The sequence below is a fragment of the Mycolicibacterium brisbanense genome (genome assembly GCF_001570425.1).
Taxonomy (GTDB): domain Bacteria; phylum Actinomycetota; class Actinomycetes; order Mycobacteriales; family Mycobacteriaceae; genus Mycobacterium; species Mycobacterium brisbanense.
Genome location: NZ_BCSX01000015.1, coordinates 1 through 23,162 on the forward strand (window position 1 = coordinate 1; position 23,162 = coordinate 23,162).

The 23,162-nt window shown below is 67.0% G+C and carries 27 protein-coding genes and 1 pseudogene; 17 read left to right on the top strand and 11 right to left on the bottom strand.

The features are described from left to right. Positions 1–213: pseudogene (locus RMCB_RS05250) on the top strand (cytochrome b); the annotation flags it as partial. A gap of 95 nt (positions 214–308) precedes the next feature. Beyond that, positions 309–611 carry a hypothetical protein gene (locus tag RMCB_RS05255; protein WP_234792005.1) on the top strand — a complete coding sequence of 101 codons (303 nt, stop codon included), beginning with the start codon at positions 309–311 and terminating at the stop codon, positions 609–611. A gap of 22 nt (positions 612–633) precedes the next feature. Here the strand turns inward: RMCB_RS05255 and RMCB_RS05260 are convergent, their stop codons facing one another. Further along, on the bottom strand, positions 634–1,188 hold the full coding sequence (locus tag RMCB_RS05260; protein WP_029368441.1) for a CGNR zinc finger domain-containing protein: 555 nt from the start codon (positions 1,186–1,188) through the stop codon (positions 634–636). Positions 1,189–1,267: 79 nt separating this feature from the next. On the opposite strand from RMCB_RS05260, the gene RMCB_RS05265 reads away from it, so the two are divergent. The 5 genes from RMCB_RS05265 to RMCB_RS05285 all read left to right on the top strand — a co-directional run bounded on the left by RMCB_RS05265 (position 1,268) and on the right by RMCB_RS05285 (position 5,171). Then, positions 1,268–2,302: an EamA family transporter gene (locus RMCB_RS05265; RefSeq protein WP_062827947.1), complete on the top strand. Its 1,035-nt coding sequence runs from the start codon at positions 1,268–1,270 to the stop codon at positions 2,300–2,302. A gap of 25 nt (positions 2,303–2,327) precedes the next feature. Then, positions 2,328–2,996, top strand: coding sequence for a cutinase family protein (locus RMCB_RS05270; protein ID WP_072278418.1), 669 nt, complete (start codon positions 2,328–2,330; stop codon positions 2,994–2,996). A 25-nt stretch (positions 2,997–3,021) separates the two neighbouring features. Beyond that, positions 3,022–3,684: a cutinase family protein gene (locus RMCB_RS05275; protein WP_062827948.1), complete on the top strand. Its 663-nt coding sequence runs from the start codon at positions 3,022–3,024 to the stop codon at positions 3,682–3,684. A gap of 128 nt (positions 3,685–3,812) precedes the next feature. Beyond that, a complete protein-coding gene (locus tag RMCB_RS05280; RefSeq protein ID WP_407662109.1) occupies positions 3,813–4,433 on the top strand; it encodes a cutinase family protein in 621 nt (206 codons plus the stop codon). Positions 4,434–4,499: 66 nt separating this feature from the next. Further along, a complete protein-coding gene (locus RMCB_RS05285; RefSeq protein WP_234792014.1) occupies positions 4,500–5,171 on the top strand; it encodes a cutinase family protein in 672 nt (223 codons plus the stop codon). A 79-nt stretch (positions 5,172–5,250) separates the two neighbouring features. Here RMCB_RS05285 and truA read toward each other — a convergent pair whose 3' ends face one another. The 8 genes from truA to infA all read right to left on the bottom strand — a co-directional run bounded on the left by truA (position 5,251) and on the right by infA (position 9,914). Then, the gene (truA, locus tag RMCB_RS05290; RefSeq protein WP_201028241.1) at positions 5,251–6,165 is read right to left on the bottom strand and encodes a tRNA pseudouridine(38-40) synthase TruA; all 915 of its coding nucleotides are present in this window, start codon (positions 6,163–6,165) and stop codon (positions 5,251–5,253) included. Then, positions 6,128–6,703: a 50S ribosomal protein L17 gene (gene rplQ, locus RMCB_RS05295; RefSeq protein WP_062827952.1), complete on the bottom strand. Its 576-nt coding sequence runs from the start codon at positions 6,701–6,703 to the stop codon at positions 6,128–6,130. Before rplQ ends, truA begins: the two co-directional genes overlap by 38 nt. An 85-nt stretch (positions 6,704–6,788) precedes the next feature. Further along, the gene (locus RMCB_RS05300) at positions 6,789–7,841 is read right to left on the bottom strand and encodes a DNA-directed RNA polymerase subunit alpha (protein ID WP_018601783.1); all 1,053 of its coding nucleotides are present in this window, start codon (positions 7,839–7,841) and stop codon (positions 6,789–6,791) included. 74 nt (positions 7,842–7,915) lie between these two features. Then, on the bottom strand, positions 7,916–8,521 hold the full coding sequence (rpsD, locus tag RMCB_RS05305) for a 30S ribosomal protein S4 (RefSeq protein WP_029368428.1): 606 nt from the start codon (positions 8,519–8,521) through the stop codon (positions 7,916–7,918). A gap of 21 nt (positions 8,522–8,542) precedes the next feature. Then, positions 8,543–8,953, bottom strand: a complete 411-nt coding sequence (rpsK, locus tag RMCB_RS05310) for a 30S ribosomal protein S11 (RefSeq protein WP_019972253.1) — start codon at positions 8,951–8,953, stop codon at positions 8,543–8,545. A gap of 3 nt (positions 8,954–8,956) precedes the next feature. After that, positions 8,957–9,331, bottom strand: a complete 375-nt coding sequence (gene rpsM, locus RMCB_RS05315) for a 30S ribosomal protein S13 (protein WP_018601786.1) — start codon at positions 9,329–9,331, stop codon at positions 8,957–8,959. A 196-nt stretch (positions 9,332–9,527) separates the two neighbouring features. After that, positions 9,528–9,641: a 50S ribosomal protein L36 gene (gene rpmJ, locus RMCB_RS05320; RefSeq protein WP_003879483.1), complete on the bottom strand. Its 114-nt coding sequence runs from the start codon at positions 9,639–9,641 to the stop codon at positions 9,528–9,530. Positions 9,642–9,692: 51 nt separating this feature from the next. After that, entirely contained in the window at positions 9,693–9,914 is a 222-nt protein-coding gene (gene infA, locus RMCB_RS05325; RefSeq protein ID WP_003418601.1) for a translation initiation factor IF-1, read from the bottom strand. Positions 9,915–10,217: 303 nt separating this feature from the next. On the opposite strand from infA, the gene RMCB_RS05330 reads away from it, so the two are divergent. The 8 genes from RMCB_RS05330 (at position 10,218) to RMCB_RS05365 (ending at position 18,967) form a co-directional block, all read left to right on the top strand. Further along, entirely contained in the window at positions 10,218–10,715 is a 498-nt protein-coding gene (locus RMCB_RS05330) for an NfeD family membrane protein (protein ID WP_062827953.1), read from the top strand. A 39-nt stretch (positions 10,716–10,754) separates the two neighbouring features. Next, positions 10,755–12,341: a flotillin family protein gene (locus tag RMCB_RS05335; protein WP_029368425.1), complete on the top strand. Its 1,587-nt coding sequence runs from the start codon at positions 10,755–10,757 to the stop codon at positions 12,339–12,341. Positions 12,342–12,394: 53 nt separating this feature from the next. Continuing rightward, positions 12,395–14,086, top strand: a complete 1,692-nt coding sequence (locus RMCB_RS05340) for an NAD(P)/FAD-dependent oxidoreductase (protein ID WP_062827954.1) — start codon at positions 12,395–12,397, stop codon at positions 14,084–14,086. Between the two features lie 12 nt (positions 14,087–14,098). Continuing rightward, positions 14,099–15,562, top strand: coding sequence for an ATP-binding protein (locus RMCB_RS05345; RefSeq protein WP_062827955.1), 1,464 nt, complete (start codon positions 14,099–14,101; stop codon positions 15,560–15,562). A 72-nt stretch (positions 15,563–15,634) separates the two neighbouring features. Further along, the gene (locus RMCB_RS05350; protein ID WP_062827956.1) at positions 15,635–16,495 is read left to right on the top strand and encodes an LLM class F420-dependent oxidoreductase; all 861 of its coding nucleotides are present in this window, start codon (positions 15,635–15,637) and stop codon (positions 16,493–16,495) included. A 15-nt stretch (positions 16,496–16,510) separates the two neighbouring features. Then, on the top strand, positions 16,511–17,356 hold the full coding sequence (locus RMCB_RS05355) for an LLM class F420-dependent oxidoreductase (protein ID WP_062827957.1): 846 nt from the start codon (positions 16,511–16,513) through the stop codon (positions 17,354–17,356). A gap of 25 nt (positions 17,357–17,381) precedes the next feature. Next, positions 17,382–18,371 carry a dTDP-glucose 4,6-dehydratase gene (gene rfbB / locus RMCB_RS05360; protein ID WP_062827958.1) on the top strand — a complete coding sequence of 330 codons (990 nt, stop codon included), beginning with the start codon at positions 17,382–17,384 and terminating at the stop codon, positions 18,369–18,371. Continuing rightward, entirely contained in the window at positions 18,368–18,967 is a 600-nt protein-coding gene (locus RMCB_RS05365; RefSeq protein WP_029368417.1) for a dTDP-4-dehydrorhamnose 3,5-epimerase family protein, read from the top strand. Before rfbB ends, RMCB_RS05365 begins: the two co-directional genes overlap by 4 nt. On the opposite strand, the gene RMCB_RS05370 is transcribed toward RMCB_RS05365, so the two are convergent. Both RMCB_RS05370 and RMCB_RS05375 read right to left on the bottom strand, forming a co-directional pair. Continuing rightward, entirely contained in the window at positions 18,964–20,364 is a 1,401-nt protein-coding gene (locus RMCB_RS05370) for an APC family permease (protein ID WP_062827959.1), read from the bottom strand. The two genes, RMCB_RS05365 and RMCB_RS05370, sit on opposite strands and share 4 nt — an antisense overlap. Further along, entirely contained in the window at positions 20,361–21,497 is a 1,137-nt protein-coding gene (locus RMCB_RS05375; protein WP_062827960.1) for a DmpA family aminopeptidase, read from the bottom strand. The genes RMCB_RS05370 and RMCB_RS05375 overlap by 4 nt, the downstream gene beginning before the upstream one ends. Before the next feature lie 101 nt (positions 21,498–21,598). Between RMCB_RS05375 and RMCB_RS05380 the strand changes: the two genes are divergently transcribed. Beyond that, the gene (locus tag RMCB_RS05380; protein ID WP_062827961.1) at positions 21,599–22,210 is read left to right on the top strand and encodes a TetR/AcrR family transcriptional regulator; all 612 of its coding nucleotides are present in this window, start codon (positions 21,599–21,601) and stop codon (positions 22,208–22,210) included. Further along, positions 22,207–23,085, top strand: coding sequence for an EamA family transporter (locus RMCB_RS05385; protein WP_062827962.1), 879 nt, complete (start codon positions 22,207–22,209; stop codon positions 23,083–23,085). Before RMCB_RS05380 ends, RMCB_RS05385 begins: the two co-directional genes overlap by 4 nt. Positions 23,086–23,162: the final 77 nt, after the last annotated feature.

Below are 23,162 nucleotides of genomic sequence, written 5' to 3' on the forward strand. Positions count from 1 at the left end.
GGCCACCCCATCCCCCTGGAATACCAGGGCGCCGCCCTGCCCAAGCGGATGAACAAACTCGGCTCCGGCGGCGCCCCCGGCACCGGCAGCTTCCTCTACGCCGACCCCGCCGTCGAACACGAAGCCCTCACCGAAGCCGCACACACCTCCGAACGCAATGCCCTCGCCGCCGTGCGTGAGTACCAGAGTCACAACGGTCACGGCGACGACTGAGGCCGCGGCGATGTAACCCCGCTCCCTAACTCCTTTCGGAACCGCCTGCAGCACTTGGCAATCGCCGCGCTGCCGGGCAGACGAAAGGGATTCGGGTGAGGACTTGGCTCGGTGCCGCTGCGATGGCGGCTGCCCTGCTCGCCGCAGCGGCACACACAGCGTCGGCAGATCCTTCGGCGTTCAACAACGGTTACGGCAATGCCCAGGACACGGTCAACGCCCTGCGCGCGCAGGGGTATGACGTGCAACTCAACGGGGCCGCGGTGTATCCGTTGAGCTCATGCCGGGTCACCGGCATCGAAGGGCTGCGCAGTTCAAATTCACAGCCGAACGGCAATCGGATCGATCCGACCGAGTCCGACACGGTCTACGTGGACATCTCTTGCCGCGGCGGCTGAGGGCAGTTGCGACCCGGCGCCACTACTCCTCTTCGCGTTGCCGCTGTCGGTAGGCCGCGACATGCTGGCGGTTGCCGCAGTTGCCCGTGTCACAGAAGATGCGCGATCGGTTGCGGGACAGGTCGGTCAGCACCGCGGTGCAGTCGGGGGCCGCACAGATCTTCAATCGCCTGAGTTCGCCGCCGCGGATCAGGTCGGCCAGGGCCATCGCGATCTCGGCTCCCATGCGCTGCCACAGCGGGTCGTCGGCGGCGCCCAGGTGTAGGTGCCAGTCGGGGTTTTCCACGTGGCGGGTCAGCCATGGTGACGCCTTGGTCTCGCCCAGCAGCGCGTTGACCCTGTCCACAGTCGCTTGCTCGTCGTCGGCAACGGCCCAGATGTCCCCGATCCGGGTCCTGAGTTCGTGCACCGCGCGCAGTTCGGCGTCGTCGCGGTCACGCCGCCCCGTCCAGCCGAAGTCGTTCAGGTATTGGTCCAGAGCGGCGAGGTCACCGAGTTGCTCACCATCCACCCGATCGCTGTTGACCAGCACCGCGGCGGCCCGGAGTGTGAGCTCCGTGTCATAAGTGAAAAGCATTTGACTCGTGACTCCTTTCCGCCGTACCGTCACTAGCAAAACTCATTTTACTCATGACATGCGCCCAGGAGGTGTACCCATGGCCACGGCCGCACTCGACCGCCCGAGCACCGAGAACCACTTTCGGCTCGGGCTGCTGTTCGCACTCACTTCGGCATTGGCCTTCGGGTCCTCCGGCCCGTTCGCCAAAGCACTGATCGAAGCCGGCTGGAGCCCCACCGGCGCCGTCACCGCCCGGCTCGCGGGCGGAGCGCTGGCGATGGCGATCTTCGCCAGCTTCGTGCGGCCCGGCTGGGTCGGCGAATCCATCCGGCATGCCAAGACCGTCATCGCCTACGGTCTGGTGCCGATCGCCGGCGCGCAACTCTGCTACTACAACGCCGTCGCGCATCTCTCGGTCGGCGTGGCCCTGCTGCTCGAGTACACCGCGCCGATCCTGGTGGTCGGATGGGTGTGGGCCACCACGCGTCGGCGCCCCAGTTCGATGACGTTCGCAGGCGTGGGCCTGGCCGTCGCCGGAATCATGCTCGTGCTCAACGTCTTCAGCGGTGCCCACATCAACATCATCGGCGTCAGCTGGGGGCTCGCCGCCGCGGTGTGCGCGGCCTGCTACTTCATGATGTCCAACAACGTCAGCACCGACGGCGAAGGCCTCAACCCCATCAGCCTGGCCGCAGGCGGCCTCATCGTCGGAACCGTCGCCGTCGCACTGCTCGGTGTCACCGGTGTCATGCCGCTGACCTTCACGGCGAACTCCGTCGTCATCGCCGGCTTCACCACGTCGTGGCTGGTGCCGGTGATCACGCTGGGCCTCATTCCGACGGCTCTCGCGTACACCCTCGGCATCTTCGGCGTCGCCCGCCTCAAGCCGCGGTTCGCGTCGCTGGTGGGCTTGTCCGAGGTGATGTTCGCGGTGCTCTCGGCCTGGATCCTGCTGGGTGAGGCCATGACGGTCAGTCAGGCCATCGGTGGCACAGTGGTCCTGCTCGGGCTGGCCCTGGCCCGCCAGGGAGACCGCAGCGAGCAGGCGGACCCGGAGTCGGTCGGCCAGGTCGAACTCGCGAGCTGGCCCGACATGCCACTGCGGGAGACCACCGAACGGGCAAACGATTAGCCGCGGCTAACCATTTTGTGTGACGATGTCGTCCGTGAGTCTTCTCCGGAAGTCGGCCCGGGTGGCCGCGATCGTCTCAACGCTGGTCAGCGCGGCATTGCCGTTCGCCTTCGCCGCACCGGCCGCGGCTGAACCATGCTCCGACATCGAGGTTATTTTCGCTCGCGGCACCAACGACGCCCCCGACCTCGGGCGCCCGGGGCAGGCCTTCGCCGACGCGCTGCGCGCCCAGGTCGGGGGCCGCTCCGTGTCGACATACGGGGTGAACTACCCCGCGAGCTACGACTTCCTGACAGCAGCCGACGGCGCCAACGACGCCGCCAACCGCATCACCTCGCTGGCGGCTTCCTGCCCGTCCACCAAGATCGTGCTCGGCGGCTACTCGCAGGGCGCCGCGGTGGTCGACATGCTCGCCGGCATACCGCCACTGGGCAACAAGGTCGGCGAGATCGGGTCGGCACCGCCGCTGCCCAGCAGCCTGGTGCCACAGATCGCGGCCGTGGTGGCCTTCGGGAACCCCGCCGCCAAGTTCGGCAATCCGCTCACGTCTTCAGTCTTCGGTGGCAAAGCCATCGATCTCTGCAAGGACGGGGACCCCATCTGCTCGCGCGGCCGGAACCCGTTCGCGCACAGCGACTACGTGACGGCAGGCCTGACGGATCAGGCCGCAAACTTTGTCGCTCGCATCGTCTAGCGACGCCCGGACGCTAGGATTTGGTGTGGCTATTGATCTTGTTCGTCGTTACGCTCCGCTCGTTGCCGCCGCTGCGCTGACCGCCGCGGCCGCGCTCGTGACGCCGGTCCCCGCCGGCACCGTCGCTGTCGCATCGGCCGACGACTGCCCTGACATCCAGGTGGTGTTCGCACGCGGCACCAACGACAGTCCCGGCCTCGGCCGCATCGGCAATGCCTTCGTCAGCTCGCTCCGCAACAAGGTGGGCGGCCGTTCGGTGGGCACCTATGCGGTGAACTATCCCGCCAGCTATGACTTCCTGGCTGCCGCCGACGGCGCCAACGACGCCAGCGGCCACGTCCAGTGGATGATGGACAACTGCCCCAATACCCGCCTGGTGCTCGGCGGCTACTCGCAGGGCGCTGCGGTCATCGACGTCATCTCTGCGGTTCCCTTCCCGGCCGTGGGCTTCAATGCCCCACTGCCGCCCAACGCGCCTGACCACATCGCGGCCGTCGCGGTGTTCGGCAACCCGTCTGCCAAGCTCGGCCTGCCGATGACGGCCAGCCCGGTCTACGGGGCGCGCGCCATCGACCTGTGCAATCCGAACGATCCCGTGTGCACCGACGGCAACAGCGTCGACGCACACCGGGCCTACGACGGGGGCCCGGCCAGCCAGGCCGCAAATTTCGTCGCCGGCCTGGTGTAGTCCTCGCCACATAACCGCCGCAGGCGTCAATTCGCTCGGCTAGCATCGCTTAGGTGGTCAAACTTTCCATCGGGCGGCGGGTCAGGCGATGGTTGGGGGTGGCAGCGGTGGCCTTGGCTACGCCTGCCCTGCCGGTCCTCACGTCAGCCGTGCCAGGCGTCGACGTGCTCGCTGTCGCCGCGGCCGCACCGTGCCCCGACGTCGAAGTGGTCTTCGCACGTGGGCGTACCGAACCGCCCGGCGTCGGCACCCTCGGCAATGCGTTCGTCAGCGCCTTGCGCTCACGGGTCAACAAGAACATTGGCGTCTACGCCGTCCGCTACCCCGCAGACACCGAGGTGGACATCGGCGCCAATGACATGAGCGGTCACGTCCAATACATGATCGACAACTGCCCGAACACCCGACTGGTCCTCGGTGGCTATTCGCTGGGCGCGGCGGTCACCGATGTCGTTCTGGCCGTGCCGTTCACGGCGTTCGGCTTCAAGAACCCGTTGCCGGCCGACGCCGACGGACATATCGCGGCGGTGGCGCTGTTCGGTAACGGCGCAGGCTGGGTGGGCCCGATCACCAACTTCAACCCCGCCTACCGCGACCGCACGATCGAGTTGTGCCATGGCGCCGACCCGATCTGCAACCCGGCCGATCCCAACACCTGGAAAAACAACTGGCCCGACCACCTCGCCGGGGCATACATCGACGGCGGCATGGTCAACCAGGCGGCGGATTTCGTGGCCGGCCGCCTCTGAGCCGGACGACTTCGTCGCCGGATCGTTGCCGGACCGGCACCTATTCTCGACGGGTTCGTCAATACCATCGAATGCGTGATTGGCCGTCGGATGTTGGCCGCGCTGATCACCGCCCTGACCGCCGTCGTGGTGCCAATGACGGTGGCGCCGAACATGGTTGGCGCCGCGAAAGCCGCCACCTGCCCTCCGGCGGAGGTGGTGTTTGCCCGCGGCCGCATGGAGCCCCCAGGGCCCGGGCAGGTCGGCGCTGCGTTCGTCAACGCACTGCGTGCCCTGCGCGGTCCGAACATCAGCCTGTATCCGGTGAATTACCCCGCCGACACCCAGGTCGACATGGGTGCCAACGACATGAGTCGTCACATCCAGTGGATGACTCGTAACTGCCCGAGCACCCGGCTCGTGCTGGGTGGCTACTCCCTGGGCGCTGCGGCGACGGATCTCGTCCTCGCGGTGCCTATTTCGGCGTTCACCTTCAACAGTCCGCTGCCCGCAGGCACCGACCGGCACGTCGCAGCGGTGGCGCTCTTCGGCAACGGCTCCAACTGGGCGCTGCCGATCACCGCGTTGAGTCCGGCATACCGGGACCGCACCATCGACCTGTGCCACTCCGACGATCCCGTCTGCAATCCGAGCAGCCCGTACAAGTGGCGGTCCGAATGGCAGGACCACTTGGCGCCCGGCTACATTCGGTCGGGCATGGTGGCCCAGGCAGCCAGATTCGTCTCCGCTCGGCTCTGACCCGCCGACACTACGGTTGTTCGCGACATTTTGGCGTTTTCGCACCAAAAACCGTCGTCTCGGCGAGCGGCGTGAGGGCTCAGAGCGTGCGCAGATCCCGCGTGACAGCGATCCGGGCAGCCAGCTGATCGTCGGGTGGATAGTCGACGCCCACGAGGGTCAGTCCTCGCGCCGGCGCGGCGGCGAACTCGCTGGACCGGCGATCAGCACCCAAAAGCCCGGCGATCCAGGCAGGTTCGCGACGTCGCTCCCCTACCGCCAGCAGCGCGCCGATCAGTGAGCGGACCATGTTCCAGCAGAACGCATCCGCGGTGACCCGGGCAGTCACGAGATCGCCGTGGCGCTCCCAGGACAGGCGCTGCAGATCGCGGATGGTCGTCGCACCTTCGCGGAATCGGCAGAACGCGGCGAAGTCCTGTAGCCCCAACAACTCCTGAGACGCCGCGGTCATCGCATCCAGATCCACCGGTCGTGCCCACGGGGTGACGAACCGGGCCTGCTGCGGGTCAACACCCCACGGCGCCAAGGACAACCGGTATTCGTAGTGCCGGCGCAATGCGGAGAATCGGGCGTCGAAACCGGTGGGCGCGCGGACTATACGGCGCACGCGCACGTCTGTCGGCAGGAATCGGGCCAGCCGTCGCACCAGCGGCAGAAACTCGGGGTCACCGGGACGCGGTGTGCGCGGATACGCGAAACCCAGTGCACCAGAGGGTACGTCGACGTGGGCGACCTGCCCGGTGGCGTGCACGCCGGTGTCGGTGCGACCTGCCGTCACCAACCGGACCGGCTCGCGGAACACCGTCGACAACGTCTCCTCCAGCACACCGGCCACCGTGCGCTGTCCGGCTTGCGGTGCCCACCCGGCGAATTCGGTGCCATCGTAGGCGATATCCAAGCGCAGACGAACGTGCCCGCCACCGGATTCGATGGCGGGCACGTTCGTCGTAGCCGTGTTACTTGGCGTCGTCGGCCTCTTCGGCAGCGGCCTCAGCGGTCTGGGCGTCGGCGATCGCCTCGTCAGCGGCCTCAGCCTCGTTGCCCGCGGTCTCCTCGGCCAGTGCAGCCTCGTCGGCTTCGACAACCTTGGCCTCTTCGGCGTCAGCGGCCGGAGCGGCAGCCTTGGCCGCGGATGCGGCGGCACGGCGGGCCCGGTCGGCCTCGGAGGTCACGGTCTTCTCCCGCACCAGCTCGATGACCGCCATGGGCGCGTTGTCGCCCTTGCGGTTCTCGACCTTGATGATGCGGGTGTATCCACCGTTGCGGTCGGCGAAGAAGGGAGCGATCTCCGCGAACAGGACGTGCACGACGTCCTTGTCACGGATCTTCTTCATGACCTCGCGCCGGTTGTGCAGGTTGCCCTTCTTGGCGTGGGTGATGAGCTTCTCCGCGTAGGGCCGCAGTGCCCGCGCCTTGGGCTCGGTCGTCTTGATCCGACCGTGCTCGAACAGCGACGTGGCCAGGTTGGCCAGGATCGCCTTCTGGTGTGAGGACGACCCGCCGAGGCGGGCACCCTTGGTGGGCTTGGGCATTGCGACTATCTCCTAAATGGGGCCGGTCCCCGTATCAGGTAGGACCGGGACGGATCGGGCGGGCAGAGCCCGGGGTTGTGCCCTGTTAGAGCTGTTCGGTTTCGGCGAAGTCCTGGTCGGTGTCCAGGTCGTAGCCGGCATCGCTGGTCCAGGTTCCGGTTGCGGCGTCGTAACCGGCGACCTCGGACGGATCGAAGGTGGCCGGGCTGTCCTTGAGCGAGAGACCCAGCTGGTGCAGCTTGATCTTCACCTCGTCGATGGACTTCTGGCCGAAGTTGCGGATGTCCAGCAGATCGGACTCCGTGCGGGCCACGAGCTCGCCCACGGTGTGCACACCTTCGCGCTTGAGGCAGTTGTACGACCGGACGGTCAGATCCAGATCGTCGATCGGCAGGGCGAACGACGCGATGTGGTCGGCCTCGGCGGGCGACGGCCCGATCTCGATGCCTTCCGCCTCGACGTTGAGTTCGCGTGCCAGACCGAACAACTCGACCAGGGTCTTGCCTGCGGACGCCAGGGCGTCGCGCGGGCTGATCGAGTTCTTGGTCTCGACGTCGAGGATCAGCTTGTCGAAGTCGGTGCGCTGCTCGACACGGGTGGCCTCCACCTTGTAGGTCACCTTCAGCACGGGGCTGTAGATGGAGTCGACCGGGATACGGCCGATCTCGGCACCCGAGGCCTTGTTCTGAACGGCCGGGACGTAACCGCGGCCGCGCTCGACGACGAGCTCGACCTCCAGCTTGCCCTTGTCGTTGAGGGTCGCGATGTGCATGTCGGGGTTGTGCACCGTCACACCGGCCGGCGGCACGATGTCACCGGCGGTGACCGCACCCGGCCCCTGCTTGCGCAGGTACATGGTGACCGGCTCATCCTCTTCCGAGGACACGACCAGGCCCTTGAGGTTCAGGATGATGTCGGTGACGTCTTCCTTCACTCCGGGGACGGTGGTGAACTCATGCAGCACACCATCGATGCGGATGCTCGTCACCGCTGCGCCCGGGATGGACGACAGCAGCGTGCGCCGCAGCGAGTTGCCGAGGGTGTAACCGAAACCGGGCTCCAGCGGTTCGATGACGAACTTGGACCGGTTCTCGGCAACGGTCTCTTCGGACAGTGTTGGCCGCTGAGAAATCAGCATTGTTTCTATCTCCTTCTCGGCACCCACTATTTGATGCCGTCTGGGTGTCGCTCAGCCGGCTGGCTGCGCGACCGTTACTTCGAGTAGAACTCGACGATGAGCTGCTCTGCGAGCGGCACCTGGATCTGCGCCCGCTCGGGGAGCTGGTGGACCAGGATGCGCTGGCGCTCGCCGACGACCTGCAGCCAGGACGGGATCGGCCGCTCGCCTGCGGTCTCGCGAGAGATGATGAACGGGTCGGTGTTCAGCGACTTGTCCCGCACGTCGATGATGTCGTACTGCGACACCCGGTAGCTCGGGATGTTCACCTTGACACCGTTGACGGTGAAGTGGCCGTGGCTGACCAGCTGACGCGCCATCCGGCGGGTACGGGCGAGCCCGGCCCGGTAGATGACGTTGTCCAGCCGGCTCTCCAGGATCTGGAGCAGGTTCTCACCAGTCTTACCCGACTTGCGGTTGGCCTCTTCGTAGTACTTGCGGAACTGCTTCTCCAGCACGCCGTAGGTGAAGCGAGCCTTCTGCTTCTCCTGCAGCTGCGTGCGGTATTCGCTCTCCTTGATCCGCGCACGGCCGTGCTGACCGGGCGGGTAGGGGCGCTTCTCGAACGACTGATCGCCGCCGACCAGGTCGACGCCGAGGCGGCGCGACTTGCGGGTCGCGGGTCCGGTGTAACGAGCCATGAGTCTGTTTCCTCCCTAGACCTAGACCCGGCGCCGCTTGGGCGGGCGGCAGCCGTTGTGCGGCTGCGGGGTGACGTCGGAAATGGCGCCCACCTCGAGGCCGGCGGCCTGCAGCGAGCGGATGGCGGTCTCGCGGCCCGAGCCCGGGCCCTTGACGAACACGTCGACCTTCTTCACGCCGTGCTCCTGCGCCTTGCGAGCGGCGTTCTCGGCGGCCAGCTGCGCGGCGAACGGAGTCGACTTACGCGACCCCTTGAAGCCGACGTGACCCGACGACGCCCAGGCGATGACGTTGCCCTGCGGATCGGTGATCGACACGATGGTGTTGTTGAACGTGCTCTTGATGTGAGCGGCGCCGTGCGGGACGTTCTTCTTTTCCCTGCGACGGGTCTTCACGCCCTTCTTGGGAGCGCCTGCCTTCTTCGGTGGCATGGGTTACCTGGCCTTCTTCTTGCCGGCGATGGTGCGCTTGGGGCCCTTGCGGGTACGCGCATTGGTCTTGGTCCGCTGGCCACGCACCGGCAGACCGCGGCGGTGCCGCAGGCCCTGGTAGCAGCCGATCTCGATCTTGCGACGAATGTCGGCCTGCACCTCGCGGCGCAGGTCACCCTCAACCTTGAGGTTGCCTTCGATGTAGTCGCGCAGCACGGTCACCTGATCGTCGGTGAGGTCCTTGGTGCGCATGTTCCGGTCGATTCCGGTCGCGTCCAGGATTTCCTGGGAGCGGGTACGGCCGATGCCGTAGATGTAGGTCAGCGCGATCTCCATGCGCTTGTCGCGCGGAAGATCGACGCCCACGAGCCTTGCCATGTGGCGGTATTCCTTCTTCTGGCGGAGGTCTGTTCCCAGTCCGTTCCCACGTCGTCTTGTTGTGGGGTCCGGCCTCCGTTCCGGACGTCCAGGGCTGTCGGCTATTCGCCTGACGGCCCATCGCAAGCGGCCAATCCGCTCAGTGGCACTGGGAGGTCTGCATTCAGTTGTGGGTACTGCTCAAGAGCTGGCTTGATCAGCCCTGCCGCTGCTTGTGCCGCGGGTCGGAGCAGATCACCATGACCCGCCCGTGCCGGCGGATCACCCTGCACTTGTCGCAGATCGGCTTGACGCTCGGGTTCACCTTCACGGCTTCGCGATCCTGTTCTCTCGTCTTGTCTGGTGGAACTGTTGGGGGCGGTTACTTGTACCGGTACACAATGCGACCCCGGGACAGGTCATAGGGAGAAAGCTCCACTACGACGCGGTCCTCGGGCAGGATGCGGATGTAGTGCTGCCGCATCTTGCCGCTGATGTGGGCCAGGACCTTGTGTCCGTTCTCCAGCTCAATGCGGAACATCGCATTGGGCAGGGGTTCGACCACGCGACCCTCGACCTCGATGGCACCGTCTTTCTTGGCCATACTGTCTAGCGATCCTTGCTTTCGTTTCGTATCGTGCGCCCGTGGCACCGCCACACGACCGACTGAAAACGTGAGCTGGATCGAAAGAACTCCTAAAAGTTCCAGGACAGGGCACGCAAAGAGTCGGCGCGGAAGCCGCACCGTTGGTCCACACTACCCTTTGTTGGGGCTGCGCCAAAATCACCGCTGGCCAGCGACCGCCCGCCGGAAAATTGTGCACGGTAGTACCACGCGACAGGCGACAATAGTCATAGTGATCCGCACCGCCCGTGGTGCTGACCCCGTGCCTTCGGAGACGCCCACATGACGGCTGTGTACCTGGCGGCGTTCGTCGTCGGCGGCGTCGCGCTCCTGGCCGCCCTGCTGCTGGCCGACGTCGGTCACGGCGACGGCATGCCTTTCATCAACCTGACCGCCCTGTCGGTCGCCCTGCTCGGCGCAGGCACCGGCGGGCTGATCGGCTCCTGGACGCACCTCGGCACCTTCGGCAGCGCGGTGACCGCCGCGGCGTTCGCCGTGGTGCTGGTGTTCGTGTTCAACGGCCTGCTGCTGCCCTACATGCGCCGTCAGCAGTCCAACTCCCACAAAGGCAGGTCGTCCTATATCGGCCTGCTCGGCACCGTCACGCTGGAAGTCCCGGCAGGCGGGTGGGGCGAGGTGTCGTTCGTCGACACCGACGGCAATCGCGTCTTCTCGCGCGCCAAGAGCTCCGAAGCCGCCGCGTTACCCAAGTCGACGCGCGTCTACATCGCCGACATCGACGCCGACTACGTCCACGTCGTCGCTGTTCCGCAAACCTGAGTAGTACCTGAGCACCAAACCTTCAGAAAGGCCAGCACAGTGTCCCTGCTGCTCATCGTCATCATCGCCGCCGTCGCCGCGATCCTCATCCTGGTGGTGCTGCCGATGGTGTACGTCAAGAACTACATCAAGGTGCCGCCCAACGAAGTCGCGGTGTTCACCGGCCGCGGGGCGCCGAAGGTGGTGCGCGGCGGCGCCCGGTTCCGGATGCCCGGCATCGAACGCGTCGACATCATGAGCCTGGAACCGTTCAACGTCAGCATCAACCTGCAGAACGCCCTGTCCAACAACGGCGTCCCGGTCAACGTGGAGGCCGTCGGGCTGGTCAGGATCGGCTCGGCCGACGAAGCCGTGCAGACCGCGGTGCAGCGCTTCCTGACCTCCGACCTGGACGGTCTGCAGCGCCAGATCAACGACATCCTGGCCGGCAGCCTGCGCGGTATCACCGCGACCATGACCGTCGAGGACCTCAACTCGAACCGCGACACGCTGGCCCGCAGCGTGGTCGAGGAGGCCGGCGGCGACCTCGCGCGCATCGGCATGGAGGTCGACGTGCTCAAGATCGCGGGCATCTCGGACAAGAACGGCTACCTGGAGTCGCTCGGCCAGCGCCGGATCGCCGAGGTCAAGCGTGACGCCGCGGTCGGCACCGCCGAGGCCGAGCGGGACGCGCAGATCCAGTCGGCCAAGGCACGGCAGGCCGGTGCGGTGGCCCAGGCCGAGGCCGACACCGCCATCGCGTCCGCCAACCAGAAGCGTGACGTCGAGCTGGCCCGGCTGCGCGCGCAGACCGAGGCCGAGAACGCCCAGGCCGACCAGGCCGGTCCGCTGGCGCACGCCCGCGCCGAGAAGGACGTGGGCATCGCCATCGAGCAGGCCGAGGCCGCCCGCGTGCAGGCCCGCATCGAGGTGGAGCAACGGCGCAGCGAGCAGGCGCAGGCCGCCTTGCAGGCCGACGTGATCGCCCCGGCCGAGGCGCAGAAGCGGGCCGATGTGGCGCGCGCCGAGGGGCAGCGCCAGGCGGCCATCCTCGCCGCCGAAGCCAGTGCCGAAGCGCAGCGACGGGCCGGCCAGGCCCAGGCTGATGCCCGTAAGGCGGCGGCCGACGCGCTGCGGGTCGAGCAGCAGGCCGAGGCCGACAGCATGCAGGCCAAGCTGGTCGCCGAAGCGGCGGGCAAGAAGGAACTGGCCGACGCGCTGCGCGTCGAACAGCAGGCCGAGGCGGCCGGCATCGAGGCCAAGCTGGTCGCCGAGGCGACCGGTAAGAAAGAGATCGCGGCCGCCCTGAACAGCTACAACGCCGAGGCCGCACGGATGCTCATGCTGCCCGACATCCTGGCGTCGATGGTCAAGGCCACCGAGGCCGCCGCCCGGCCGCTCGGCGACATCGACCGGCTGTCGATCATCGGCGGCGCAGGCGACGCTCAGGACGCCATCGGCGGCATCCTCGGCATCAGCCCACTGGCCGTGGCCAAGATCGTCGAGGCACTCAAATCCTCGGGCATCGACCTGCCGTCCATGCTCAACCGGATCGAGGGTGATCAGCCCGCCGCGGGCCGCATCGACGGGGCGGCACGGCCCGCGCCGCCATCCGACGGTGAGGCTGCTGCGTCGCTCAAGCAGTAGCTGCCGACCTAGGCGAGAAAATCGCTGGCAGCGGGGCGCATAATTGGAGCGATATGACTGGACCCGCGCCCGCGCCCCGTAAGCCAGTGATCCTCACCGTCGACGACGATCCCGCCGTCTCCCGTGCTGTCGCGCGCGATCTGCGCCGGCACTACGGCGAGCGGTACCGGATCATGCGCGCCGAGTCCGGTCTGGATGCCCTGGAGACCCTGCATGAGCTGAAACTGCGCGGTGACACCGTCGCAGTGTTCGTGGCCGACTACCGGATGCCGCAGATGAGCGGTATCGAGTTCCTGGAATCGGCCATGGACCTCTACCCCATGGCCCGGCGCGTGTTGCTGACGGCGTATGCCGACACGACCGCGGCCATCGACGCCATCAACGTCGTCGACCTGGACCATTACCTGCTCAAGCCGTGGGATCCGCCGGAGGAGAAGCTCTACCCCGTCATCGACGGGCTGCTGGAGGCCTGGCACGCGGTCGGCGACCGGGCCATCCCGCACACCAAGGTCATCGGCCATCAGTGGAGCGCCCGGTCCTGGGAGGTCCGCCAGTTCCTGGCCCGCAACCAGCACACGTATCGGGCGTTCACGTCCGACGAGCCCAAGGGCAGGCAGCTGCTCGAGGCCGCGGGCCTGGACGGTCGACAACTTCCCGTGGTCATCACCGAAGGTGGTCAGACGTTGGTCGAGCCTTCCGACGGTGAACTGGCCGACATGCTGGGCCTGTCCACCAGCCCGTCGCTGACGATGTACGACCTGGCCGTGATCGGCGGTGGCCCCGCCGGGCTGGCCGCCGCGGTCTACGGCGCGTCGGAGGGGCTCAAGACGGTCCTGATCGAGGGCACCACGACGGGTGGCCAGGCCGGGCGCAGCTCCCGTATCGAGAACTACCTGGGCTTCCCGACCGGAGTGTCGGGCGCCGAGCTGGCCACCTCGGCCCGCAGGCAGGCCGAGCGCTTCGGCGCCGAGGTCATCACCACCCGCGAAGCCACCGCGCTCGATGTCGCCGGCGCCGCACGCACCATCACCTTCGCGGACGGCGACACCATCGGCGCCCGGGCGGTGATCCTGGCCACGGGCGTCGAGTATCGGCAGCTGCCGGTGCCGGGGTGCTGGGACGATCCGGTCAATCCGCTCAACTACGTCGGCCGCGGCGTCTACTACGGCGCCTCGGTCTCGCAGGCCTCGGAGTGCCAGGGTGAGGACGTCTACATTGTGGGCGGCGCCAACTCGGCCGGGCAGGCGGCGATGTTCATGTCGCGCGAAGCCAAGTCGGTGACGCTGCTGGTGCGTGGGCCGTCGCTGGAGGCGTCGATGTCCTACTACCTGATCCAGCAGATCGAACAGACCCCCAATATCCACGTCCGCACGTGTACCGAGGTGGTCGAGGCCATCGGCGAAGACGATCACCTCATCGGGCTCGTGCTGCACGACAAGCGCACGGGTGAGCGGGAAAGGGTGAGTTCGACGCGGATGTGCTGCTTCATCGGCGCCACTCCGCGCACCGAATGGCTCGACGGTGTGGTGGCCCGCGACGACCACGGCTTCATCCTGGCCGGTCCGGACCTGCGCGATGTCTGCGGCTGGACGCTGGAACGTCCTCCGCATCACCTGGAAACAAGTGTGCCCGGTGTGTTTGTTGCAGGTGATGTGCGTGCCGAGTCAGCCAAACGGGTGGCCGCCGCCGTCGGCGAAGGGTCGATGGCGGTGATGTTGGTGCACCGTTATCTGGCGGAGGCCTGAGGAATGACAACGATGGGCGAAGGCTGCGTGCGCGAAGAACTACGGACCCTGTTTCTGTTCGAATCGCTGAGCGACGAACAACTCGACATCCTGTGTGCCAACGGTCATATCGCGACGTTCGAGCCAGGCCCGGTCTGCACCGAGGGTGAGCCGGCCACGTGCTTCTACGTCATGATCGAGGGCGAGCTCGTGATGACCATGAAGTCAGGCGGCATCGACATCGAGACCAACCGCACCTCGATGCGCGGCGTCTACTGCGGTGCCTGGTCGGCCTACATCCCGGGCGAGCAGCCCGTATACGAGGCATCCGTCCGGGTGACCAAGCCGTCGCGGTTTTTCGTGCTCGACGCCAAGGCCTACGCCGATTTCATGCGCACCGAATTCCCGATGGCGGTGCACCTCCTGGAGGGCCACAAGGTCGGCGGTCTGCGACGCCGCCAGATCATCGGCCAGCGGGAGAAACTCCTTGCCCTCGGCCAACTTTCGGCCGGTTTGACCCACCAGCTCAACAATCCCGCCGCGGCGACCGCGCGCGCGGTCGCGGATCTGCGCGACCGCATCGGCAAGATGCGCCACAAGCTGGCGATGCTCGGCGACGGGCACGTCCCGCCCGCCGCGTTGCGCGAGCTGGTCAGCATCCAGGACCGGGTGGCCGAGCAGATCGCCAAACACAAGGCGCAGGATCTGACCGCGCTGGAGGCCTCCGACCGGGAGGAGCAGATCGGCGAGTGGCTCGAAGAACGCGGAATCACCAGTGCTTGGGATTACGCACCGACGTTCGTCGACGCCGGGCTGGACATCGACTGGTTCGAGAGTGTCGCGGCCTCCCTCGAGGACGTCGATGCCACGGCGTCCTTCATGAGCGCGATCGGGTGGCTGCGCTACACCATCGAGACCGAATTGCTGATGAATCAGATCGCCGAGGCGAGCAAGCGCATATCGGCCCTGCTGGCCGGCGCCAAGCAGTACTCGCAGATGGACCGCGCGCCGTACCAGACTGCCGACATCCACGAGCTGCTGCACAGCACGCTGATGATGTTCGGCGACCGGATCGGTAAGGAAGGCAAGGGCGTTCGACTCGTCAAGGACTGGGACAAGTCACTGCCCGAGCTGGCCTGCTATCCGGGCGACCTCAACCAGGTGTGGACCAACATCATCGACAACGCGATCCAGGCGATGAACGGCGAAGGCACGCTGACGGTCCGAACCGGCCGCGACGGCGATCTGGTCCGCGTGGAGATCTGCGACGACGGCCCGGGCATACCCGCCGACATCGTCGAGCGGATCTTCACACCGTTCTTCACGACGAAACCGTTCGGCGAGGGCACCGGTCTCGGCCTGGATCTCGCGTGGCGGATCGTCGTCGAAAAGCACAGTGGTGATCTGCGTGTGCAGTCCGAGCCGGGCAACACCCGGTTCATCGTGTTGCTGCCGTTGGAGGCACCCGCCCCCGAAGACCTGCCTGCGTCGGCGTAAATAGCCAAAGCGCGTGAGAATCAGCCTGAATTTTTCGGAATAGCGGTCGGGCGACGACGGGTTGACCCGACCATGACTGACATCACAGGCGCCAAGCCTGACCTCGGTAGTTTCGGCGTTTTCGGGCACTACTCGCAGTTCCAGCCGCTGGCGGCTGAACAGTTGCAGGAGATCGAAGCTCTCGGCTATCGCGCGATCTGGGCGGGTGGCTCGCCGCCCGCCGAGCTGGACTGGGTCGATCCCATCCTCGAGAAGACCACCAACCTGAAGGTCGCGACGGGCATCGTCAACATCTGGACCGCCGACGCCGGGCCGGTCGCCGAGTCTTACCACCGCATCGAGTCCTCCCATCCGGGCCGGTTCCTCCTGGGCATCGGGGTGGGACATCGTGAAGCCATCGGCGAATACCGCAAACCGCTCGACGCCCTCACCGACTATCTGGACAAGCTCGACGAGTACGGCGTTCCCAAGCAACGCCGCGTGGTGGCCGCGCTCGGGCCCAAGGTCTTGCAGTTGTCGGCCGAACGCTCCGCCGGTGCCCACCCGTACCTGACCACGCCCGAGCACACCGCGCAGGCCCGCGAGATCATCGGGCCCGACGCGTTCCTCGCGCCGGAACACAAGGTGGTGCTGACCACCGACGCCGAGAAGGCCCGCGCGGCCGGCCGCAAGGCACTCGACCTCTACCTCGGCCTCACCAATTACCTCAACAACTTCAAGCGGCTCGGCTTCACCGATGCCGATCTGGCCAAGCCCGGCAGCGATACGTTCATCGACGCCGTGGTTGCGCATGGCACCGTCGACGATGTGGCGGCGCGCCTCAAAGAGCACCGCGAGGCCGGCGCGGACCACGTGCCCGTGCAGGTCCTCACCTCGCCCGACAAACTGGTACCGGTACTTGCCGAACTTGCCGGGCCGCTGGGCCTCAAGTAATCGAAAGGGACGCGAATGAGCTTGAACCTGGGCCGCTTTGGAGTGTGGACGTTCGGTGCACCGAAGCCCGAGCAGGCCGCCGAGATCGAGAAGCTGGGCTACGGCGCCGTGTGGCCAGGTGGTTCGCCTGCCGCCGATCTGGCGTTCGTCGAACCGATCCTGGCGGCGACCGACACGCTGCAGGTTGCCACGGGCATCGTCAATGTGTGGACGGCCCCGGCAAAGCAGGTGGCCGAGTCCTATCACCGCATCGAGGCGGCACACCCGGGCCGGTTCATCCTCGGTATCGGCATCGGTCATCCCGAACACACGCAGGAGTACCGCAAGCCCTATGACGTGCTGGTCGAGTACCTCGACGCGCTCGACGAGCTGGAGGTGCCGAAGGAGCGGCGTGTGGTGGCGGCGCTGGGCCCCAAGGTGCTGAAGCTGGCCGCGGACCGCAGCGCGGGCGCACATCCGTACCTGACGACTCCCGAGCACACCGCGCAGGCCCGCGAGCTCATCGGGCCCGGCGTGTTTCTCGCACCCGAGCACAAGGTGGTGCTGACCGACGGATCGGAGCAGCAGGCGGAGGCGGCCCGCGCGGTCGGCCGGGAGACCGTCGATTTCTATCTGAATCTCAGCAACTACCTGAACAACTGGCGCCGGTTGGGATTCAGCGAAGATGACATCGCCAAGCCCGGCAGCAACCGTCTGATCGATGCGGTCGTCGCTCACGGCACGCCCGATGACGTTGCGGCGCGTTTGCGGCAACACCTCGACGCGGGCGCCGACCACGTGGCGATCCAGGTGCTCGGCGGATGGGACAAGCTGCTCGGAACGCTGACAGAGCTGGCAGGCCCGCTCGGCCTGAAAGGCTGATCCGACAGCCCGTTAGAGTTGACCCATGCGGTTGCTGGTCACCGGGGGTGCCGGGTTCATCGGTGCGAATTTCGTACAGGACGCCGTCCGCGACGGCGCGTCAGTGACGGTGCTCGACGCCCTCACCTACGCCGGCAGCCGGGAGTCGCTGGCACCGGTAGCCGACCGGATCCGGTTGGTCGAGGGCGATGTGTGCGACGCGGCATTGGTGTCGAGCCTGACGGCCGACGCCGATGCCGTGGTGCACTTCGCCGCCGAAACCCATGTCGACAACGGTCTGGCCGACCCCGCGCCGTTCGTGCAGTCCAACGTCGTCGGCACCTTCACGGTGCTGGAGGCGGTGCGTCGGCACGGGGTTCGGTTGCACCATATCTCCACCGACGAGGTGTACGGTGACCTGCCCCTCGACGATCCGGCGCGGTTCACCGAGAACACGCCGTACAACCCGTCGAGCCCCTACTCGTCGACCAAGGCCGCCGCCGATCTGCTGGTGCGGGCTTGGGTGCGGTCCTACGGCGTGCGCGCGACGCTGTCGAACTGCTCCAACAACTACGGCCCGTACCAGCACGTGGAGAAGTTCATCCCGCGCCAGATCACCAACGTGCTCACCGGCCGGCGGCCCAAGCTGTACGGCACGGGCGCCAATGTCCGCGACTGGATCCACGTCGACGACCACAACGCCGCGGTGCGCCGGATTCTCGCCGATGGCAAGGCGGGCCAGACGTACCTGATCGGCGCGCAGTGTGAGCAGAACAATCTGACCGTGATGCGCACGCTGCTGCGGCTGATGGGCCGTGACCCCGACGATTTCGACCATGTCGCCGATCGCGCGGGGCACGACCTCCGATACGCGATCGACCCGTCGACACTCACCGACGAGCTGGGTTGGAAACCCGTGCACACCGACTTCGAAGACGGCCTGCGCAACACCATCGACTGGTACCGCGCCAACGAATCCTGGTGGGGCCCAATCAAAGAACAGGTCGAGGCGAACTACCAGGAGCGCGGCCAGTGACCGCACGGGAACTCAAGGTCCCCGGGGCGTGGGAGCTCACCCCCAAACTGCACGGCGATTCTCGCGGGATGTTCTTCGAGTGGTTCACCGACTCCGGTTTCACCGGTTTCGCCGGGCACAAGTTCGATCTACGCCAGGCCAATTGCTCGGTGTCGGCGGCCGGGGTGCTGCGCGGCGTGCATTTCGCGGAGCTGCCGCCGAGCCAGGCCAAATACGTGACATGTGTTCGCGGTTCGGTTTTCGACGTCGTGGTGGACATTCGCGTCGGCTCCCCCACCTACGGTCAGTGGGATTCGGTGCTGCTCGACGACCGCGACCGCCGGTCGGTCTATCTCTCCGAAGGCCTGGGCCACGCTTTCCTTGCGCTGGAAGATGATTCGACCGTGATGTATCTGTGCTCGGCGCCGTACGCCCCGGAGCGGGAGCACACCATCCTGGCCACCGATCTCGGTATCGACTGGCCCGAGGGCCACGAGCTGGTGATCTCCGAACGCGACGCCGCGGCGCCCACGCTCGAAGAGGTGCGCGCCGCGGGCCTTTTGCCGACGTGGGAGGAGACCCGCGCCTTCGTCGAGGAATTGCGCAGCGAGTCCTAGGTGCGGCGCAGCATCGCGCCACCCACGAGGCCGACGAACGGGATCGCCGCGAGGATGGCGCTGAGCGTCGCGCTGCCGCCGGTGACGAGGGTGAAATTCGTCAGGACCAACCACAGGCTGCCCAGCAGCCCGACGCAGGCCAGGGCCGGCGCTATGCGCGTCTGCCAGGTGCGCCCTGCTGCGTCGGAACGGTGACGGGCGAAGTAGACCAGTACCGCCACCGAGGTGGTGAGCATCAGCAGCACCATCCCGACGGTCGCCACACCGGCCATCGAGCCGAACACACCGACCAGCGGATCGACCCCGAGCACGGCGAGGATGCCGACGATGACTGCGGCCGTGACGGTCTGCACCACCGAGGACACCGCGGGCGAGCCGTGCGACGAGTGCACAGTCGCCAATCGGTTGGGCAGCAAGCCTTTTCGGGCCAGCGCGAACTGGTAGCGGGCGATGACGTTGTGGAAGGACAGCACGCAGGCGAACAGGCTGGTCAGCAGCAGCACATTGACGATGTCGCGGCCGACGCGCCCGAGATTGGCGTCGGTGGTGTCCAGCAGCATGTTGGCCTCACCGGCCAGCGTGCGCTGGGCGGTCTCGGCGACCTGATCGGGGCCGATCGCGACGACGAACGCCCAGCAGGTGATCGCGTAGAAACCGCCGATCAGCAGCACCGCCGCATACGTGGCACGCGGAATCGTGCGTTCAGGGTTGCGCGCCTCGTCGCGGAACACCGCTGTCGCCTCGAAACCGATGAACCCGGTCAGCGCGAACAGCACCGCGATACCGAGCGCACCGTGGCTGAAGACGCCGGGGGTGAACGATGCGAACGTCACCCCGGCAGGCCCCGGCTTGGCGACGATCACCAGATCGAGCACCACGACCACGCTGATCTCCAGCACCAGCGCCACGCCGAGCACCTTGGCGCTGAGGTCGATGTGCCGGTACCCCAGCAGTGCCACGATCGCCAGTATCACGAACGAGTAAGCCGGCCACGGTATTTGCGGTCCTCCGTAGAACCGCACGGTATCGCCGATGGCCCAGCCGATGTAGCCGTAGATGCCGACCTGGATGGCGGTGTAGGCGATCAGCGCGACGGCGGCGATACCGCTGCCCGGCCGGTTACCCAGTCCGAGCGTGACATATGAGAAGAAGGCTCCGGCCTCGGGCACGTAGGGCGTCATCGCCACGAAGCCGACGCTGAACACCAGCAGAACCGCTGCGGCGATGAGGAATCCGACCGGTGCGCCCGCGCCGTTGCCGAGTCCCATCGCCAGCGGCATGTTGCCGCCGATGACGGTGAGCGGGGCGGCGGCCGCGACCACCATGAACACCACCCCGACCGGGCCGAGTTTCCCGTGCAGCCGGCGATCCGCGGTGGTTTCAGTGCTGGTACTCATTGCCCCTCCAGGAGAAGTGCGTGACGAAACATCTTGTGGTCCAATGCGTATGCGGTACGGCCGCCGCGCCCGGTGAGGGTTTCCGCGGCGACGAGACAGTTGAGGATGGCTTCTTCGGTGGCCTCGATCACCAGATCGAACAGCCGGGTCATCAGTTGTGGGGCCACCATGCGCAGCCCGATCTCGGGGTGGTCGGTCTCGGGGTCCTCGTCCCAGGCGTACGGCGGGATGCCGCGGTTGCCGGTGGCGAAGGCCAGCATCAGGTCACCGCTGTACTGCTCGCCGGTTCCGCCGAGCCTGCCGACTGCGAGCGAAGAACGCTGAGCCAACCGCGTGCACTGGTGCGGCAACAGCGGGGCGTCGGTCGCGACAACGACGATGATCGAACCCGATCCGGGTGCGTAGGCCAGGGGCATCTCGGGCAACGGCACGCGGTCGGGGCCGATCACCTCTCCTACCGCAACGCCGTTGACGCGCAACCGTTCCCGACGGCCATGGTTGGCCTGGACCAGCACACCCACGGTGTAGCGGCCCGCGGCCGTGTCGGTGATGCGCGATGCGGTGCCGATACCGCCCTTGAATCCGTGGCAGATCATGCCGGTGCCGCCTCCGACATTGCCCTCGACGACCGGGCCGTCGGACGCCGTGGCCAATGCGGCGTGGACATGCTCGGCGCGCACGTGATGACCGTTGATGTCGTTGAGCAGCCCGTCGTAGGTCTCGCCGACCACGGGCAGCGACCAGTACAGGCCGTCACCGCGGGCCTGCACCTGCGCGTCGACCAGCGCATCACGGACCACACCCACGCTGTGGGTGTTGGTGAGGGCGACTGCGGTGGTGAGCTCGCCCGATTCGCGCACCCATTCCAGTCCGGTGAGTTCGCCGCTGCCGTTGAGCCGGTGCGTCCCGGCGAAGACGGGTTCATCCCAGATGCCGGAGTGCGGGACGACGACCGTGACGCCGGTGTTGACCTCGGCTGACGGCTGAATCGTCGTGTGCCCGACACGCACACCGGGGACGTCGGTGATGGCGTTGTACGGCCCCGTGGGGTGATCGCCGATCACGATGCCGAGGTCGCGTGCGCGCCGGCGCGAGGAGCAGGGCACCTCGGGGTGTATGGGGTGATCAGACATTCAACCTCCGGAGGCGCGTAGTTCTTTTCACGTTTGGAAAATAATGTGCTTCTGCGTCGCCTTGCGCAAGAGGAACCACGAAATCAGGTAAGGATGAACCTGTGGCACGGCCCAATCGACAAGCAGAGCGACGCGAGGAAATCCTCGACGCCGCCATTGCGCTCATCGAACGTCACGACCTGGCCACCCTGCGGATCGCCGACGTCGCCGCGGAGCTCGGGCTGACCGCCAACGCGGTGCGCTACTACTTCAAGGAGATGGACCAGTTGCTCTCCGAGCTGGCCCAACGCTCCGATTCCCGGTTCTACGACGAACGTCTGGCCGTCGTCGAGAACACCGACGACGTGCGGGAGCAGCTCGCTTTGACCATCGCCGCCGGCCTGCCGACCGGCCCGGAGGACGCCGAGTGGCGCGCGATCTGGCGGGCGGTGTTGGCCGCCGGCTTCGAACTCGACCAGCGTCGCGACGTCCAGCACATCTATCACCGGCAGGTCGACCTGTACACGCGCATCCTCGAAGCCGGCGCCGGATCGGGAGTGTTCCGACTGGGCTCCCCCGCCCGCGATGCCGCCATGACCCTCATGGCGATGGAGGACTACCTCGGCTACCGCATCGTGGCGCGTGATCCGGAGATCACGCGTTCGACGGCGCTGCGGCTCATGCGGAGTTACGCCGAGCTGGCCACCGGGGCCCGGCTGCCGGTCACGGTGTGAGCGCCAACTCGCGAGCCCCGCTGGGCGCCGCGTCGTTGGTGGTCATTGCCGCGGTCAGCCAGGAGGTCGGCGCCGCGTTCGCCGTCGGCCTTTTCGCCGCACTGGGCGTCGTGGGTGCGTTGTTCGCCCGGTTCGCGGTCGCGGGCGTCATCTTGGGTGCGGTGGTGCGCCCGTCGATCCGGGGCTTGACGCGCCGCGCCTGGGGTTCGGCGGCCGCACTGGCAGCGACGCTGGCGGTGATGAACTTCTGCTTCTATCTGTCGATCGCAAGGATTCCGCTCGGTGTCGCGGTCACCGTCGAAGCGCTTGGGCCACTGATCCTTTCGGTCGTGACGAGCACACGTCGCATCGCATGGTTGTGGGCGGTCCTGGCGTTCGCCGGCGTCGCACTGTTGGGACTTCCACACGGTGGCGGTGGCCACTACGACCCGGTCGGATTCGTCTTCGCGGCCGCCGCAGGAGCCGCCTGGGCGGGCTACATCCTGGCCTCGGCACGCACTGCTGCCGAGTTCCGCCGCGTCGACGGGCTGGCCCTCGCCACGGTCATGGGCGCAATCGCCGTCGCGCCCTTTGCGATCGCTGCCGTGAACCTGGCCGATGCGTTGCACTGGCATGTGCTCGGCGTAGGGCTTGCCGTCGGCGTGATGTCGTCGGTGATTCCGTACTCGCTGGAGCTGATATCCCTGCGCCGGTTGTCCCCCGCCGCGTTCGCGGTACTCACCTGCCTGTCACCGGTCACCGCGGCCCTGGCCGGGCTCGTCGTGCTGGGCCAGCAGATCGGCGTGCTCGGCTATGCCGGGGTCGTACTGGTGACCGTCGCGAGCGTCGGCGCAGTCCGCACCGCGCACGCCGGACCGGCCGAGCCCCTCGGATAGGTCACCTTTCCCCGCGAGCAGACGTGGAAGTTCGCGACACGCCGCTTTTCGGGTACCCGACTGTCTGCTCGCGCTGG

Coding starts and splice junctions, on each gene's coding strand:
- RMCB_RS05260 (WP_029368441.1), bottom strand. CDS start 1,188: ATGCTTTTCACTTATGACACGGAGCTCACACTCCGGGCCGCCGCGGTG.
- RMCB_RS05265 (WP_062827947.1), top strand. CDS start 1,268: ATGGCCACGGCCGCACTCGACCGCCCGAGCACCGAGAACCACTTTCGG.
- RMCB_RS05270 (WP_072278418.1), top strand. CDS start 2,328: ATGTCGTCCGTGAGTCTTCTCCGGAAGTCGGCCCGGGTGGCCGCGATC.
- rplQ (WP_062827952.1), bottom strand. CDS start 6,703: ATGCCCAAGCCCACCAAGGGTGCCCGCCTCGGCGGGTCGTCCTCACAC.
- RMCB_RS05300 (WP_018601783.1), bottom strand. CDS start 7,841: ATGCTGATTTCTCAGCGGCCAACACTGTCCGAAGAGACCGTTGCCGAG.
- rpsD (WP_029368428.1), bottom strand. CDS start 8,521: ATGGCTCGTTACACCGGACCCGCGACCCGCAAGTCGCGCCGCCTCGGC.
- rpsK (WP_019972253.1), bottom strand. CDS start 8,953: ATGCCACCGAAGAAGGCAGGCGCTCCCAAGAAGGGCGTGAAGACCCGT.
- rpsM (WP_018601786.1), bottom strand. CDS start 9,331: ATGGCAAGGCTCGTGGGCGTCGATCTTCCGCGCGACAAGCGCATGGAG.
- infA (WP_003418601.1), bottom strand. CDS start 9,914: ATGGCCAAGAAAGACGGTGCCATCGAGGTCGAGGGTCGCGTGGTCGAA.
- RMCB_RS05330 (WP_062827953.1), top strand. CDS start 10,218: ATGACGGCTGTGTACCTGGCGGCGTTCGTCGTCGGCGGCGTCGCGCTC.
- RMCB_RS05340 (WP_062827954.1), top strand. CDS start 12,395: ATGACTGGACCCGCGCCCGCGCCCCGTAAGCCAGTGATCCTCACCGTC.
- RMCB_RS05345 (WP_062827955.1), top strand. CDS start 14,099: ATGGGCGAAGGCTGCGTGCGCGAAGAACTACGGACCCTGTTTCTGTTC.
- RMCB_RS05350 (WP_062827956.1), top strand. CDS start 15,635: ATGACTGACATCACAGGCGCCAAGCCTGACCTCGGTAGTTTCGGCGTT.
- RMCB_RS05355 (WP_062827957.1), top strand. CDS start 16,511: ATGAGCTTGAACCTGGGCCGCTTTGGAGTGTGGACGTTCGGTGCACCG.
- rfbB (WP_062827958.1), top strand. CDS start 17,382: ATGCGGTTGCTGGTCACCGGGGGTGCCGGGTTCATCGGTGCGAATTTC.
- RMCB_RS05370 (WP_062827959.1), bottom strand. CDS start 20,364: ATGAGTACCAGCACTGAAACCACCGCGGATCGCCGGCTGCACGGGAAA.
- RMCB_RS05375 (WP_062827960.1), bottom strand. CDS start 21,497: ATGTCTGATCACCCCATACACCCCGAGGTGCCCTGCTCCTCGCGCCGG.